Annotated in this window: 17 protein-coding genes; 4 read left to right on the forward strand and 13 right to left on the reverse strand. The window is 67.4% G+C overall.

The annotated features are described in order from the left end of the window. Positions 1-11: 11 nt before the first annotated feature. On the reverse strand, positions 12-491 hold the full coding sequence (locus ACW173_RS09755) for a cupin domain-containing protein (RefSeq protein WP_492084945.1): 480 nt from the start codon (positions 489-491) through the stop codon (positions 12-14). Positions 492-546: 55 nt separating this feature from the next. Beyond that, a complete protein-coding gene (locus ACW173_RS09760) occupies positions 547-2,172 on the reverse strand; it encodes a peroxidase family protein (RefSeq protein ID WP_492084947.1) in 1,626 nt (541 codons plus the stop codon). Positions 2,173-2,279: 107 nt separating this feature from the next. On the opposite strand from ACW173_RS09760, the gene dapE reads away from it, so the two are divergent. Genes dapE through ACW173_RS09775 form a run of 3 tightly spaced genes read left to right on the forward strand, consistent with a single transcriptional unit; the run spans position 2,280 to position 4,995 of the window. Next, positions 2,280-3,428 carry a succinyl-diaminopimelate desuccinylase gene (dapE, locus tag ACW173_RS09765; protein ID WP_492084948.1) on the forward strand — a complete coding sequence of 383 codons (1,149 nt, stop codon included), beginning with the start codon at positions 2,280-2,282 and terminating at the stop codon, positions 3,426-3,428. Between the two features lie 16 nt (positions 3,429-3,444). Beyond that, positions 3,445-4,365, forward strand: a complete 921-nt coding sequence (locus ACW173_RS09770; RefSeq protein WP_492084950.1) for a glutaminase — start codon at positions 3,445-3,447, stop codon at positions 4,363-4,365. A 51-nt stretch (positions 4,366-4,416) separates the two neighbouring features. Continuing rightward, the gene (locus ACW173_RS09775) at positions 4,417-4,995 is read left to right on the forward strand and encodes an NAD(P)H-dependent oxidoreductase (protein ID WP_492084951.1); all 579 of its coding nucleotides are present in this window, start codon (positions 4,417-4,419) and stop codon (positions 4,993-4,995) included. Here ACW173_RS09775 and truA read toward each other — a convergent pair. Both truA and fmt read right to left on the reverse strand, forming a co-directional pair. Continuing rightward, entirely contained in the window at positions 4,992-5,735 is a 744-nt protein-coding gene (gene truA, locus ACW173_RS09780; RefSeq protein WP_492084953.1) for a tRNA pseudouridine(38-40) synthase TruA, read from the reverse strand. The two genes, ACW173_RS09775 and truA, sit on opposite strands and share 4 nt — an antisense overlap. Then, positions 5,735-6,661 (reverse strand): methionyl-tRNA formyltransferase, encoded by a 927-nt coding sequence (fmt, locus tag ACW173_RS09785; protein ID WP_492084955.1) that lies wholly within the window; start codon positions 6,659-6,661, stop codon positions 5,735-5,737. Before fmt ends, truA begins: the two co-directional genes overlap by 1 nt. A gap of 101 nt (positions 6,662-6,762) precedes the next feature. Between fmt and ACW173_RS09790 the strand changes: the two genes are divergently transcribed. Beyond that, the gene (locus ACW173_RS09790) at positions 6,763-7,119 is read left to right on the forward strand and encodes a cell surface protein (protein WP_492084956.1); all 357 of its coding nucleotides are present in this window, start codon (positions 6,763-6,765) and stop codon (positions 7,117-7,119) included. On the opposite strand, the gene ACW173_RS09795 is transcribed toward ACW173_RS09790, so the two are convergent. The 9 genes from ACW173_RS09795 to ACW173_RS09835 form a co-directional block, all read right to left on the reverse strand. Continuing rightward, entirely contained in the window at positions 7,116-7,556 is a 441-nt protein-coding gene (locus tag ACW173_RS09795; RefSeq protein WP_492084958.1) for a DUF805 domain-containing protein, read from the reverse strand. The genes ACW173_RS09790 and ACW173_RS09795 overlap by 4 nt on opposite strands. A 51-nt stretch (positions 7,557-7,607) precedes the next feature. Continuing rightward, a complete protein-coding gene (dapD, locus tag ACW173_RS09800; protein ID WP_492084960.1) occupies positions 7,608-8,453 on the reverse strand; it encodes a 2,3,4,5-tetrahydropyridine-2,6-dicarboxylate N-succinyltransferase in 846 nt (281 codons plus the stop codon). After that, positions 8,450-9,115, reverse strand: a complete 666-nt coding sequence (locus tag ACW173_RS09805) for a pyrimidine 5'-nucleotidase (protein ID WP_492084961.1) — start codon at positions 9,113-9,115, stop codon at positions 8,450-8,452. Before ACW173_RS09805 ends, dapD begins: the two co-directional genes overlap by 4 nt. Then, the gene (gene argB / locus ACW173_RS09810) at positions 9,112-10,026 is read right to left on the reverse strand and encodes an acetylglutamate kinase (RefSeq protein WP_492084963.1); all 915 of its coding nucleotides are present in this window, start codon (positions 10,024-10,026) and stop codon (positions 9,112-9,114) included. Before argB ends, ACW173_RS09805 begins: the two co-directional genes overlap by 4 nt. Before the next feature lie 86 nt (positions 10,027-10,112). Beyond that, positions 10,113-10,385, reverse strand: a complete 273-nt coding sequence (locus ACW173_RS09815; RefSeq protein WP_492084965.1) for a SemiSWEET family sugar transporter — start codon at positions 10,383-10,385, stop codon at positions 10,113-10,115. Then, the gene (locus ACW173_RS09820) at positions 10,386-10,853 is read right to left on the reverse strand and encodes a response regulator (protein WP_492084966.1); all 468 of its coding nucleotides are present in this window, start codon (positions 10,851-10,853) and stop codon (positions 10,386-10,388) included. Between the two features lie 18 nt (positions 10,854-10,871). Beyond that, on the reverse strand, positions 10,872-11,978 hold the full coding sequence (gene lovK, locus ACW173_RS09825; protein ID WP_492084968.1) for a photosensory histidine protein kinase LovK: 1,107 nt from the start codon (positions 11,976-11,978) through the stop codon (positions 10,872-10,874). A gap of 170 nt (positions 11,979-12,148) precedes the next feature. After that, positions 12,149-13,210, reverse strand: a complete 1,062-nt coding sequence (locus ACW173_RS09830; RefSeq protein ID WP_492084969.1) for a sulfate ABC transporter substrate-binding protein — start codon at positions 13,208-13,210, stop codon at positions 12,149-12,151. A gap of 117 nt (positions 13,211-13,327) precedes the next feature. Beyond that, a complete protein-coding gene (locus ACW173_RS09835; protein ID WP_492084971.1) occupies positions 13,328-14,788 on the reverse strand; it encodes an OprO/OprP family phosphate-selective porin in 1,461 nt (486 codons plus the stop codon). Positions 14,789-14,983: the final 195 nt, after the last annotated feature.

Here is a 14,983-nt window from a genome sequence, read left to right on the forward strand (position 1 = left end):
GAACTGAAAGCCTAGCGCTTGCGACCTTCATCGGTCTCGTACGGCGTCCCGTCGCGGTGTCGGTAGACGTCCTCGCCGTCGCGCAAAACCAGGTCGATGTCGGGGTAGTCGCAGCCGTCCTGGTCCGGTCTTCGCGAGCCGATCTCCAGCAGCAGCGCCTGATGCCCAGAGCGGTTCTGGAAGTGGTGGCCATTGGCCACCCCGGCCTTGAAGCCCGCGCACTCGCCGGCCCTCAGGACCGTCTCGCCGTCATTGTCGACCAGCACGACCTCGCCCTCGACCACCCAGGTGAACTCGTCCTCGGCCGTGTGCCAGTGGCGCTGGCTGGACCACTGGCCGGGCGGCAAGCGCAGCAGGTTGACGCCGAACTGGTCGAGGCCCACAGCGTCGCCCAGCTTGGTGCGATGGCGGCGCAGGCAGGGTTCGTTGAACGGCGCGGGATAGGCCGTGCCGATCCGCGTGGGGGCCGTGGTCTGGTCGATCTTGGGCAAGGGGCGTCTCCTCCGCCCGCGCAGTTAAGCACGCCCGCCGCCCACCTCAACCGGGTCAGCCGACCCGCTGCACCTTGGCGTTTCGTTTCCACTCGGGACGGGTCATGCCCACGAAGGCCACGCCGGGATCGGCGCCGTTGCGGACCAGGAGGTCGCGAAGGGTCCGGGTCGACTCGATCGCCGCTATGCCCTCGGCCGTGAAGGCGGCCTTCCGGTTGGCCTCGTCCCCCCAGACGTTCTGGGACAGCAGAGGATTGGTCAGGGCCTGGGAGAAGGCGTCGATGGCCACCATGCGCAGGATCAACGGCGGCAGCGGCGAGTTGGCGGCCGTATCCTCGGCGAACAGACCGACATAGAGCTCCACCTTGTCGACATGGCCGTACAGCGTCTTGAGCTGATCGGCGACGCCGGGGCGGGTGCTGATCTCTTCGAAGGTCGTCACCGGCTTCAGGCCGTTCGCCACACGATAGGCGTTGTAGGAGTCGACCTGGTTGTCGCGAGCCTGCCGGATAGCCTTCTGCTCGACGATCTGCAGATAGTTGGCGGTATTACGGGCGCCCAGCAGCGCGGCGGGCTGGGCGCTCATCCAGACAAAGGCGTTGGCCAGGCCGTGACCGGTCAGCTGGTCGCCGCCGAACTGAAGATGCTCGGTCTTGGCCGCCTGGCCGGCCCAGGTGATGTCCTCGGAGACCAGCGAGTGCCAGCGGTAGAGCAGGCTGAACTCGGCGGTGATCCAGTTGGGCTTGTTCCACGGCCGCTTCCAACCGTCGTTGGGATAGGCCAGGAGGCGGATGCGCGAGGGCGAGATGTGGTTGATGTACTCCTCGACCACCAGCTTGATGTAGAGCACGATCACCACGTTGCGGGCGGTCTCGAACACCCGGTCGTCGTCCCAGTCAGGGTGGGCCCCCGCCATCACCCCCGCCAGCCGGTTGTGTTCGCGCAGCAGCAGGGTTCCCATCATCATGGTGCCGACCGTGGAGTTGGCGCGGTCGCCGCCCAGGGCGAAGAGCTGGCGCTTGATGGCGAGCGGAGTGGCCTTACGCTCGGGCGCGCCCTTCACGGGGTCCGCAGGAATGGTTTCATCCAGGACGCCCAGCGGCGGATCCAGGTCGACGAACTCGGCCAGCACCTTCCCGGCGGCGTCATAGAGCGCCGGCGGATATTCTTCGCCGTTGATCCACCGCGACTTCAGCCGGCCGCGCTGATCGGCTGACTTCAGGCGCAGGGCGTCCGTCTGTTTCTCGAGGCGGCCATAGAGCGTGCAGAGATCGATCTCGTGGTTGGAGGTGTTACGGTCGCGCCGCTCCTCCATGGCGAACACCCAGGTACGGATGAAGCCATCGGTCAGATACTGGGCGAAGCACGGGAACAGCATGGTCGACTTGGCGCACGAGACCTGCGGGGTCCCGGTGGGGCGCGCGAACATGGCCGCCGTTGTCTTCTCATCATACCGGGGAGCGAGATCCCTCGCCGGCAGCTGACGGGCGCTGTAGGTGCGGTCGGTCAGGGCCGCCCAACTGATGTAGGGGGTCTTGGTGCTCCAGGGGTGCGGCCGCGGCCGTGTCTGGCTCACGATGCCGTTGATCAGCAGGCCGCTGACCCAGCGGTGGAAGGCGGGCCAGCGTTCGGTCAGCCAGGCGATGAACGGTTCCAGCACAGCGACGATCGTGGCGAACATATCGAACCTCCCCCAAGCCGATTGAATTTATCCACAGTACAGCTTTCGCGAGAATTTTCGAAGGATCAAGTTTGCGTCGCGCTTAGGCCAGGCCTAAAGGCAGGGCCATGACCAACGCCGTTTCCATTGACCCCGTCGCGCTCGCCCAGGCCCTGATCCGCCGTCCGTCGGTGACCCCCGCCGACGCCGGTGCGATGGACACGCTGCAGCGCCAGCTGGAGGCCCTGGGCTTCAACTGCCGCCGCATGAAGTTCGGCGAGATCGAGAACCTCTACGCCCGGCGCGGCGCGGCGCGGCCGAACCTCTGCTTCGCGGGCCACACCGACGTGGTGCCGGTCGGCGATGACGCCGCCTGGAGCGCCGGGCCTTTCGAGGCCGAGATCAAGGACGGGGTGCTGTACGGCCGGGGCGCGGTCGACATGAAGTCCGCCATCGCCGCCTTCGTCGCCGCCGTCGCCAAGATCCCCGAGCACGCCGGCTCGATCAGCTTCCTGATCACCGGCGACGAGGAGGGCGTGGCCGAGGACGGCACCGTCAAGGTCGTCGAGGCGCTGGCCGCCGAGGGCGAGATCATCGACCACTGCATCGTCGGCGAGCCTACCTCGGCGAACCTGTTGGGCGACATGGTCAAGATCGGCCGGCGCGGCAGCATCAACGCCTGGATCGCGGTCGACGGGAAGCAAGGCCACGTGGCCTATCCGCATCGCGCCGCCAATCCGATCCCGGTGCTGGTCGACATCCTCTCGCGCCTGCAGAGCCGGATCCTGGACGAGGGTTATACCGGCTTCCAGCCGTCGAACCTGGAGGTGACCACGGTCGATGTCGGCAACACCGCCACCAACGTCATCCCGGCCTCGGCCAAGGCCCGCGTGAACATCCGCTTCAACCCGGCCCACCAGGGCAAGGACCTGGCCGCCTGGATCGAGAGCGAGTGCCGCGAGGCCGCTGAAGGTTTCTCCGGCCGGGTCGAGGCGCTGTGCAAGATCAGCGGCGAGGCCTTCCTGACCGAGCCGGGGGCCTTCACCGACGTTATCGTGGCCGCCGTCGGCGACGCCACGGGCCGCGTGCCGGAGCTGTCGACGACCGGCGGCACCAGCGACGCCCGCTTCATCCGCAGCCTGTGCCCGGTGGTCGAGTTCGGCCTGGTCGGCTCCACCATGCACCAGGTCGACGAGCGCGTGCCGGTCGAGGAGATCCGCTATCTGGCCGACGCCTACGAGGCGCTGATCAACCGCTACTTCGCGGCGTTCGCGTAAGACCCGGAGCGTCGACATGAAGGCGCTCTCGATCCCCGACGTGCTGGCCGAGGTGGCGGTGCTGGTGAAGCCGCACTTCGGCAAGGGCCGCACCGCCGACTACATCCCGGAATTGGCCAATGTGCCGGGCGGTAAGTTCGGCATGGCCGTGCGTACGGTCGACGGCGGCGAGCACGTGATCGGCGACGCCGACGAGGGTTTCTCGGTCCAGAGCATCACCAAGGTCTTCGCGCTTGGGCTCGCTTTGAACCGTCTGGGCGACGAGACCTGGACCCGGGTGGGCAAGGAGCCATCGGGCACGCCGTTCAACCACCTGTCGCTGCTGGAAGCCGAGCAGGGCGTGCCGCGCAATCCGTTCATCAACGCCGGCGCTCTGGCGATCACCGACATCCTGATGGACGTGACGAGGGACCCGGCGGCCCTGGTCCGCGACTTCGCCGGCTTTCTCTGCGACGAGCGCCTGGAGATCGACCCGACCGTGGCGGCGTCCGAGCTGGCCAACGCCTGGCAGAACCGCGCCATCGCCAGCCTGATGCGCGGAAAGGGCACGCTGACCCACGAGCCCGAAAGCGTCGTGGCCGCCTATTGCCGCCAATGCGCCCTGACCATGAGCTGCCGCCAGCTGGCCCGCGCCTTCCTGCCCCTGGCGGCGGGCGGCTTCTCGCCGGTGGCGCAAGAGACGGTGTTCCCCGAGCGCCTGACGCGACGGCTGAACTCGCTGCTGCTGACCTGCGGGATCTACGACAGCGTCGGCAACTTCGCCTATCGCGTGGGTCTGCCCAGCAAGAGCGGCGTCGGCGGGGGGATCGTCGCGGTCGTCCCGGGCAAGGCGACGGTGGCGGTGTGGTCGCCGGAGCTGGACCGGTTCGGCACGAGCGTGGTCGGCACGGCGGCGCTGGAAGCGTTCAGCCAGATCACCAACTGCTCGGTGCTGTAGAGGGTTGACGCCGGTCAAGGCGGCGTAACGGTGGTCGGCCAAGCTGACGCCATGAGCAAGCGCATCCTGATCCTCAACGGTCATCCTGATCCCCGCGCCGGGCGGTTCTGCGCCGCCCTGTGCGACGCCTACGCCGCCGGGGCGCAAGCGGCCGGCCACGAGGTCCGCCGCCTGGACGTGGGGCTGATCGACGCCCCGCTGCTGGAGACCGCCGAGGCCTTCGCCACGCCGCCGTCGGAGGGGTTGCAGGCGGTGCAGGCCGCCATGGTCCGCGCCGAGCATCTGGTCCTGGTCTTCCCGCTGTGGCTGGGCGGCGTCCCAGCCAGGACCAAGGCGCTGCTGGAGCAGGTCTATCGCGGCGGCTTCGGCTTCACGGTCCACGAGCGCGGCTGGACCAGCAAGCTGAAGGGGCGCAGCGCACGGCTGGTCGTGACCATGGGTATGCCCGGCCCGGTGTTCTGGCTGCTGTTCGGCGGCCATGGCCTGAAGGCCCTGGAGAAGGGCGTGCTGTGGCTCAGCGGCTACGGGCCGATCCGCCACAGCGTCGTTGGCGCGGTCGAGGGCATGGGTCCGCGTGGTCGCGGCCAGTGGCTGTCGAAGATGCGCAAGCTGGGGGCGAAGGCGGCCTAGTCGCCGTAACCGACGCCGACCAGATAGAGCCCATCGGCCGGCGCCACGGGCCCGCACTCACGGCGGTCCTTGGCCTCCAGCGCCGCCTTGACATCGTCCGGCGTCCAGCGGCCGGCGCCGACCTCGGCCAGGGTGCCGGTCATCGAACGGACCTGTCGGTGCAGGAAGGACCGAGCCTCGAAGTCGAGGTGGATCTCTTCGCCGACCCGGCGCACACGGGCGACGTCCAGGGTCTTCACTGGGCTCTTGGCCTGGCAGTGCATGTCGCGGAAGGTCGTGAAGTCGTGCAGGCCGATCAGAACTTGCGCGGCCGTGTTCATGGCTTCCGCGTCCAGCTCCTTCTTCACGTGCCAGACCTTGCCCTTGTCCAGGGCCGGCGGAGCGCGGCGGTTGAGGATGCGGTAGAGGTAGCGGCGCTCATTGGCCGAGAACCGCGCGTGCCAGTCGCCCTCGGCCACTTCCGCCGACAGGATCGAAACGGCCTCGCGGGTCAGGTGGGCATTGAGGGCGTTCAGCACGGTCTGGGCCGGCCAGTCCTTCGCAAGGTCGACATGGACGACCTGGCCGGTGGCGTGCACGCCGGTGTCGGTGCGGCCGGCGGCGGCGATACGTACGGTCTCGCCGCTGAAGGCCGTCACTGCCGTCTCGATCGCGCCCTGCACCGACGGCAGCACGGCTTGCGCCTGGAAGCCCGAATAGGGCCGGCCGTCATACTCGACGAGGAGGCGGTAGCGGGGCATCAGGCCAGCACGGTCCCGGCCGCGACCGGGAAGCCGCGCGTGAAGGCCTCGGCGTCCTGGACGCCCTTGCCCTCGCGCTGGGCTTTCAGGAGCCGGATGGAGCCTTCGCCGCAGGCGATCAGCAGGCTGTCGTCCAGCGCGGTCCCGGCGGCGCCAGAAGCGGTTTCGACGCGCGACAGCAGGGCCTTCACGCGGACCGGCCCTTTGTCCGACGGCGCCTCGAACCAGGCGCCGGGGTAGGGCGAGAGGCCGCGGATGTGGGCGTCGACCTCGGCGGCCGGGCGCGTCCAGTCGATACGGGCCTCGGCTGACTTGATCTTCTTGGCGTAGGTGACGCCCTCCTCGGCCTGGGGCGTCTCGCGGGCGCCGCCGCGCTCGATGGCGGCCAGGGCCACGGGCAGCAGCCGCGCGCCGGTGGCGGCCAGCTTGTCGTGCAGGGAGGCGACGGTGTCGTCGTCCTCGATGACCACCTGCTGCGACATCAGGATCGGACCCTCGTCCAGACCCTCGCTCATCCGCATGACCTGGACGCCGGTGACCGGATCGCCGGCCATGATCGCGCGCTGGATCGGGGCCGCGCCGCGCCAACGCGGCAGCAGCGAGGCGTGGAGGTTGAAGCATCCATACCGCGGCGCGTCGAGCACGGCCTTGACCAGGATCTGGCCGAAGGCGACCACGACGGCGGCGTCGAGGTCCAGCGCCTGGAAGGCCTCGATCTCCTCGGGGGTCTTCATCGAGACCGGCGTGCGAACCGGCAGGCCCAGCCCTTCGGCGAAGGCGTGGACCGGCGAGGGCTTCAGCTCCTGGCCGCGCCCGCGCGGGGCCGGCGGCTGGGAGTAGACACAGGCGATCTCGTGGCCCGAGGCGACCAGTTCGGCCAGGCAGGTCACGGCGAAGTCGGGAGTGCCGAGGAAGGCGATGCGCATGGCGGGGGTTTAGACGCCCGCGCGCCCGGACGCAAAGAGGAGTCGGAACCTAGGCCGTGGCCTTCCGTTATCCAGCCGACTTATTCCGAAGGAGCACGACCATGCGTTCGATCCTGTTCATCGCCAGCTGCGCCGTGGCCCTCACGCTCGGCGCCTGCTCGCAGGAACACGCCACCGAAGTGAAGGAAGGCGCGCAAGCCGCGGCCTCCGACATCAAGGACGCCGCCAAGTCCATCGCCAACGACCCGGACGTCAAGGAAGCCGGCACGGCGATCAAGGAAAGCACCAAGGAGACCGCGGGCGAGCTGAAGGAAGCCGCCGGGGACGCCGCCGACAAGGCTGGCGAGCTGGGCGCGAAGGCCGGCGAGGAGGCGAAGGAGGCTGGCTCGGAACTCAAGCAGGACGCCAAGAAGGGCGCGGCCGAGAGCAAGAAGCAGCTGAACGAAGCGACGCACTAAGCGGCGGTTTTGGGGTCCGGCCCGTAGCGGTTCGGGCCCTTCTGGCGCAGAAAGCCGATCTCGATCCAGCCCCAGATCGCCAGGACGATACTGGCGAGGGCCAGCAGCAGCGCGCCCAGCAGCAGGCCGGTCGAGGCGCTGCGGTCCAGCAGTCGGCTCGGCGCGACCAGGGCCAGCGGGCCGAACGTGAAGATCGCCAGCCAGACGGCGCCCTTGCCTCGGTCGTGCAGCCGTCGCAGGCCGGCGACGAAGCCGGCCAGGACAACAGGGATCACGAAGAGCAGGGGGACCGCGCCCAGCCAGCCGCCGGCGATGGTCGCAAAACAGGTCACGATGACGACTGCGGCGGTCACCAGCGCCAAGCGCAGCTGGATCCGCCAGTACTGCAATGGCGTCAGCCGGCCGCTGAGCGTGAAATAGCTATTCAAAGAACCCATCGGTCGTCCCCGTAGAACGGGGACAACCTTAAGGTGGCGCTTGCGCGGAGACTAGTCCCGCAGCAGGTCGTTGATGCTCGTCTTAGAGCGCGTTTGCGCGTCCACTGTCTTGACGATCACCGCGCAGTAGAGGCCCGGGCCGCCGTTGGGGTCGGGCAGGTTGCCCGGCACCACGACGCTGTAGGGCGGCACCTTGCCGATGTGGATCTGGCCGGTCTTGCGGTCGACGATCTTGGTCGAGGCGCTGATGAACACGCCCATCGACAGCACCGAGCCTTCGCCGACGACCACGCCCTCGACGACTTCCGAGCGGGCGCCGATGAAGCAGTTGTCCTCGATGATGGTCGGATTGGCCTGCAGGGGCTCCAGCACGCCGCCGATGCCGACGCCGCCCGACAGGTGGACGTTCTTGCCGATCTGGGCGCACGAGCCGACCGTGACCCAGGTGTCGACCATCGTGCCTTCGTCGACATAGCCGCCGATGTTCACGAACGACGGCATCAGGATGACGTTCTTTCCAATGTGGGCGCCGCGACGGACGATCGCGCCCGGGACCGCCCGGAAGCCGCCGGCCTCGAACTGCGGGGCGTCCCAGCCGTCGAACTTGTTTGGAACCTTGTCCCACCAAGGACCGACGCCGCCGCCGAGCGTGCCGGCGCGCATGACGGTGTTGGGGTTCAGGCGGAACGACAGCAGCACGGCCTTCTTCAGCCACTGGTGGGTGATCCACTCGCCGTCGACCTTCTCCGAGACGCGGGCCTTGCCGCTGTCGAGCAGCAGCAGGGATTCTTCCACGGCGGTGCGGATCGGGCCGGTGGTGGCGGCCGAAACGTCGGCGCGGGCTTCCCAGGCGGCTTCGACCTCGGTTTGCAGGTCGGACAGGGAGACGGCGGTCATGACGGGCTTCCTTGCAGGCGGGCCGAGTTCAGGAACCCGGGCAGGTCGTTGGTGCGAAAATGGACGTGTTCGGAGGTCGAGTCCTTGGCGTGTGGGCCGACCAGAATGGTGGTCATGCCCAGTCGCGCGGCTGGGACGAGGTTCTTTTCGCTGTCTTCGAAAAAGGCGGTCATCGGCGGGTCGATGGCGTGCAGCTTGCTGATCTTGTCGAAGGTGCTCAGCGAGGGCTTGGGAATGTAATCCGCCGTCTCGATGGCGAAGATCTCTGAGAACAGGTCGCGCAGGTTCAGGTGGGCCAGGACCCGTTCGGCGTGGCCGATCGAGCCGTTGGTGAAGATCAGCCGGCGACCGGGCAGGCGCGAGATCGCTTCGCGCAGCTCGGGACTGGGGATCAGCTGGTCCATCGACACGTCATGCACCTCGTCCAGGAACGCCTTGGGCTCCAGGCCGTGGTTCATCATCAGCCCCGACAGCGTGGTGCCGTGCTCGGTGAAATACCGCTTCTGCAGCGCGCGGGCCTCTTCACGGGGGAGTCCCGTCAAGCGCTCGACGAAGTCGGTCATCTTGACCTCGATCAGGCCCATGAACTCGCTTTCCAGCGGGTACAGGGTGTTGTCGAGGTCGAACAGCCAGGTATCGACGTGGGAAAGGTCCGCGCTCATTGCGAGATGAGCGTGCCCGCGCCGTGTTCGCTGAACAGCTCGACCAGCATCGCGTGCGGCCGGCGGCCGTCCAGGATGACCACGGCCTCGACGCCGGACTCGATGGCGTGGATGGCGTTTTCCAGCTTGGGGATCATGCCGCCGGTGGCCACGCCCGTCTCGATCAGCTCGCGGGCCTGGGCGACGGTCATCTCGCGGATCAGCTCGCCGTTGCCGTCGAGCACGCCCTTGATGTCGGTCAGCATCAGCATCCGCTTGGCCTTGAGGGCGCCAGCGAGCGCGCCCGCCACGGTGTCGGCGTTGATGTTGAAGGTCTCGCCGCCGGCCGAGACGCCGATCGGCGCGATCACCGGGATGTAGTCGGTTTCCGACGCCAGCAGGGTCTGGATGATGTGCGGATCGACCTTGGTCGGCTCGCCCACGAAGCCCAGGTCGACGGCCTGTTCGATGTTGCTGTCTGGATCCTTCTTGGTCCGGGTCACCTTCTCGGCGGTGATCAGACGGGCGTCCTTGCCAGACAGGCCCACGCCGCGCACGTCGGCCTCGGCGCCGGCCTGGGTGATCCAGCTGGCGATTTCCTTGTTGATGGCGCCCGACAGGACCATCTCGGCCACTTCCATGGTCGCCTCGTCGGTGACGCGCAGACCGTCCACGAAGGTCGACTTGACGCCGGCCTTGTCCAGCATGCGGCTGATCTGCGGACCGCCGCCATGCACGACCACCGGATGGACGCCCAGCAGCTTCAGCAGCACGGCGTCGGCGGCGAAGACCTTGGCGACTTCTTCCTGGCCCATGGCGTGGCCGCCGTATTTGATCACGACCGTCTCGCGGTCGTAGATCTGGATGTAGGGCAGGGCCTCGGCCAGGGTCTTGGCGGTGGCCCAGCCGGCTTCCTCGGCGGCTTCGGTCAACGGCGGCTGTCCTCGATAGAAATAGGCGGCGCCTCGATAGCGGACCCCGCCCCCCCTGTCACTAAAAAGGGCCTTCGAAGCGGTCGTCAGGCCTTCCGGTCGAACCGCCATTTCATGGCCAGCACCGCGCCCGACATCAGCAGGCAAGCGAGGTTGGACGCGATCACCGGCCAGGCCTTGATCAAGACGCCGTAGACGATCCAGCAGGCGAACCCGGTGACGGTGACGATGTAGGTGCGCAGCGAGACGGACGAGGCGTCCTTCTCCTTCCAGATCTTGAGGATCTGGGGGGCGAAGCTGGTGATCGAGAGCAGGGCGGCGGCGGCGCCGACCACGGCGGCGATCGGCGGAACCGCCATCTAAGCCGTCTTGTGCATAACGCTGTCCAGGCCCCACAGCGCGGCATAGGCCGGCGCCAGGGTCAGTCCGACCGGCACGGGGCCGGGCACATGGCCCTGCTGCAGGCAGAACCGCAGATACGAGAGGGCGGTCTTCACGCCGTGCTCTGAATAGGGCTTGCCAATCACGCCGCAGGCTCCGGCGAAGTCTTCCGGGAGGCGCTTGACGTTGGCGGTCATGAACAACGCAACGCCACCGCAATCCTCCGAGATCTTGCGGGCCACATCGACGCCGGTCGGGCCGTCGCTGAGGTGGACATCGACCAGGGCCAGGTCCGGATGGAATTTTTCGGCGAGATCCACGGCCTCGTCCGAACTCATCGCGCAGCCGAGCGAGTGGCAGCCCACTTCCTCGACGAGGTGTTCCAGCTCGATGGCCAGAAGCATCTCATCCTCGACTATCAGCACATCGAGCGCACGACCGCTCATCAAGCTAACTCAACCTTCCTAGTGCGCCCCGTTCACGGGCAGCAGAACGACAACACGGACGCCAGGTTCCGCATCGGTCGTCTCACTTTTGGCCTTCAACTGCTGACAGAGCAGCTGAACGATCGTCAGACCGAACCCCGATGGTTTGGCGTCCTGTTCAAAGCCAACGCCGTCATCGGCGATTTCGATCCGGAAATTCCCTTCCTCGCGGCGAACCCCGACGAAGATTCGGCCGCCGCGACCTTCCGGGAAGCCGTGGCGCAGAGCATTGGTCAGCAGCTCATTGACCACCAGGGCGAACGGCGCGGCCTTGGACGCGGGAATCTCGACGCGCTCGAGGTCCAGCTCAATGCGAATATCGTCGCGTTGGGCCGAGCCCATCAGGTCGGCGACCATGTCGCGAATGAAGGCCGACACATCGAAGCGCTCGACGTCCTCGCTCTGGAACAGTCGGCGGTGGACCGTGGCGATGGCGTTGACGCGGCCCAGCATGCCCCTCAGCGACGCCTTCAGGGCCGGATCGGCCACGCGGCGGTTCTGTAGCAGCAACAGGCTGGAGATAAGCTGCAGGTTGTTCTTCACCCGGTGGTCCACCTCGTGGAGCAGGGCGGTCTTCTGTTCCAGGGCGTTGGTCAGTTCGCGGGTGCGCGCGTCGACGATCTGCTGCAGGCCGTCGCTGTGGTCGCGGACCTGAAGCTCGATGGCCTTTTTGTCGGTGCTGTCCAGCTGCGAGCCGAAGAAATAGACGATCTGGCCGGCGTCATTGCGGACGGGCGAGAGATAGAGGGCGTTCCAGAAGGTCGTGCCGTCCTTCCTGTAGTTCAGGATATCGATGGCGATGTCCTCGCCGGCGGCGATCGCCGCACGCAAGGCGTCCACGGCCTTGGGATCGGTCTCGGGGCCCTGCAGGAAACGGCAATTGCGGCCGATCACCTCGTCGCGCGCATAGCCCGTCAGCTTCAGAAACGCGTCGTTGGCGAAGATGATCGGATTGTCGGCCTGGGTCCCGTCGGTGACGATCATCGCCATCCTGGTGGCGCGGATCGCGGCAGCGAAGGGGTCGTCCACGCCGTGACCGGCGGCCAAACGGTCCCCGGCGCGTCGCGATTCCGAATAGTCGTTCATGCCTGCGGTCAAGCTCCCACCACCCCGTGGACGCTGAACGTACCCGAAGTTGTCGGGTTCCCAACATAGCGTGGGACTGGAAAGTAAAACGGCAACGGCGGAAGCCCTGGGACTTCCGCCTGGCCGATCACCCGCTCGTGCTTCGCGGGGCGGAGGTTGTCAGGAAGGCGTCACTTCGGCTGGTAGATCTTGTCGAACACGCCGCCGTCGCTGAAGTGCGTGGCCTGGGCCTTTTTCCAGCCGCCAAACGTGTCGTCGATCGTCACCAGCGGGATCTTCTTGAAGCGGGCCGAGTACTTGTTGGCCACGTCCGCGTTGCGCGGGCGGTAGTAGTTCTTGGCGATCAGCTCCTGGGCCAGCGGGCTGTACAGGAAGTTCAGATAGCCTTCGGCGATCGTGCGGGTCTTGTGGCGATCGACGTTCTTGTCGACGATCGCCACCGGCGGCTCGGCCAGGATCGACAGGCTGGGATAGACGATGTCGAACTTGCCCGGCAGTTCGTCCTGGGCGAGGTAGGCCTCGTTCTCCCAGGCCAGCAGCACGTCGCCGAGGCCACGCTGGGTGAAGCTGGTGGTGGCGCCGCGGGCCCCGGTGTCCAGCACGGGGACGTGCTCGAACAGGGTCTTCACGAAGGCCTCGGCCTTGGCGGGGTTGCCGCCCGGCTGTTTCAGAGCCCAGGCCCAGGCGGCCAGGTAGTTCCAACGGGCGCCGCCCGAGGTCTTCGGGTTTGGCGTGATCACGTCGATGCCCGGCTTCACCAGGTCGCCCCAGTCCTTGATCTTCCAGGGGTTACCCTTGCGGACCAGGAACACGATGGTCGAGGTGTAGGGTGTCGAGTTCTGCGGCAGGCGCGACTGCCAGTTGGCCGGCAGCAGCTTGGCTCGGGCGGCGATCTCGTCGATGTCATAGGCCAGGGCGAGGGTGACGACGTCGGCCTGCAGGCCGTCGATCACCGAGCGGGCCTGTTTGCCCGAGCCGCCGTGGCTCTGGTTGATCACCAGGGTCTGGCCGACCCGGTCTTTCCAGTACTTGGCGTAGGCGGCGTTGACGTCCTTGTAGAGCTCGCGCGTCGGGTCATAGCTGACATTGAGCAGGGTGATGGCTTTGCGGGCCTGGGCGTTGGCCAGGCCAGGAACGCCGCCCGTCGCCATCCCCGTCACAAGCCCCGCCGCGCCCGCGCCGACGCCGGCCAGCATTCCGCGACGGGTCGTAGCCTTGATGATGTCACTCATGGGACGGTCCTTTCTGGAGGGTCTTTTCGAGGCGACGCGCGCGGCGCGGGGATATCGGGAAAGAGGTGGGCCGCCCGCCTCGACGCTTCAATGGATGAAGCGGGCGGCTCCGCGAGGTTAGAACGCGAACTGGCTGCGGAAGTTGACGGCCTGGTAGCTCTGGCTTAGCGGCAGCAGGCCGCCGGCCGGATCCTTGCGGTCGATGTCGACGTCCAGGTAGTCCAGCGAGAACTTGGTCAACGAGTTCGGGAACCAGTTCATGCCGACGGTCCAGATGGTCTGCTCGCCGCCGCGCACGCGGTCGCCGGCCAGGGTCGCGTTCTCGTGGTGGTTCAGGTCCAGCACCGAGTAGCGGCCAGCCAGTTCCCAGGCGCCCCACTTGCCGGCCTTCGGATCGAAGGGGTTGGCGATCGAGGGGGCGTCGAAGGCGAAGGTGTTGGGGTTGTACTTGCGAGCTTCGCCCGTCAGCACCCAGCCGCCTTCCACGTACCAGCCGGTGAACTTCGGGTCGCTGACGCCAGCGGCCGCGTCGCGGCGGTCGATCTTGTAGTCGAAATACTCGCCCTGGATCAGCAGGCCCTTCTTCTGGGCCGCCAGTTCCAGGCCGTAATGACGCGCGCCCTTGGCGTTGATCGCGCCGGTGGTGACCAACTGCTGGCCGTCGACGCGTAGTTCCGGACGGTCCTGGATGGTCACGGCGTAGGCGCCGGTCAGGGCCGCGGACTGGGCTGGGGTGGCCACCACGCTGGCGTTCGCGCCGACATGGATCCGCCAGTCCGGCCCCTTGGCCGGAATGAAGGCGAAGCGGCCCAGATAGCCCAGTTGCTCGTCGAAGGTCTGGCCGTCGCCGGCCTTGGCGCCGGTGACCGCGCCCGACAGCAGCCAACGCTCCTGGATGACCTGGCCCTGCAGGGCGATGCGGCGGTCGGCGCCGGCCAGGCCACGAGCGGCCTCCGCCGCTGACGGGCGTTCGGGGAACAGCGAGCCGTTGGTCGAGGCCGCGTCTTCCAGGCCAAGGTTCGGGGCGTATGTGCCGACCCGGATCTTGAAGGGCGCGTAGTTGTACTGGACGAACAGCTCCTGCAGCTGGCCGGCGCCGTCCGTGCCCGCGCCGCCGAAATCCAACAGGACCGAGTATTCGAAATTCCTGGCGAACTTGCCGTCGACGCCCAGGCGGGCGCGGCGGAAGTTGGTGCCGTTGTTTAGGTCGCGGGCGTTGCCCAGCGCGGCGGGGAGGCCCTTGTCCTGGAAATATTGGGCGGCGTCCAGTTGCATCACCCCGTGCAGGGTGGCGCTGTAGGCGCCGTCGCCCGAGGCGATGGTGGGCCGGCCGCCGGCGATGCTGACGGTGTTGGCGCTCTGAGCCGCGCGAACATCCTTCAGGCTGGCGGCGGTGGCGGCCTTCAGGTCGGCCACCTGTTGTTGCAGCGTCTGGAGCTGAGCCTCCAGCGCGGCGATGCGGGCGGCGGCCTCTTCCGGCGAGCTGGGCGCCGTCTGAGCCGACGCGGAGCCGGCCGTGGCCAGCAGCGACACGCCGGCGATCAGCGCGGCGCGGAAGGCGAGTTTGGTTCTGCTCATATGTATTCCCCTTTCGGCGACGCTAGGCGGAGCCGAACCTGCCGAGCTAGGGAAAGCGATTATCCCTAGCTGCCAAATCGAGATTAGGAAAACCGGCCATGAGTTTTTCTGCAGGCGCGGCGAAATGTCGCGAAAAACGCTGCGAAACTTCCGCCAAATCAGACACTTGAACGATTAAGCATCCGTGTATGGAAA

It is taken from the genome of Caulobacter sp. ALps2 (genome assembly GCF_058681635.1).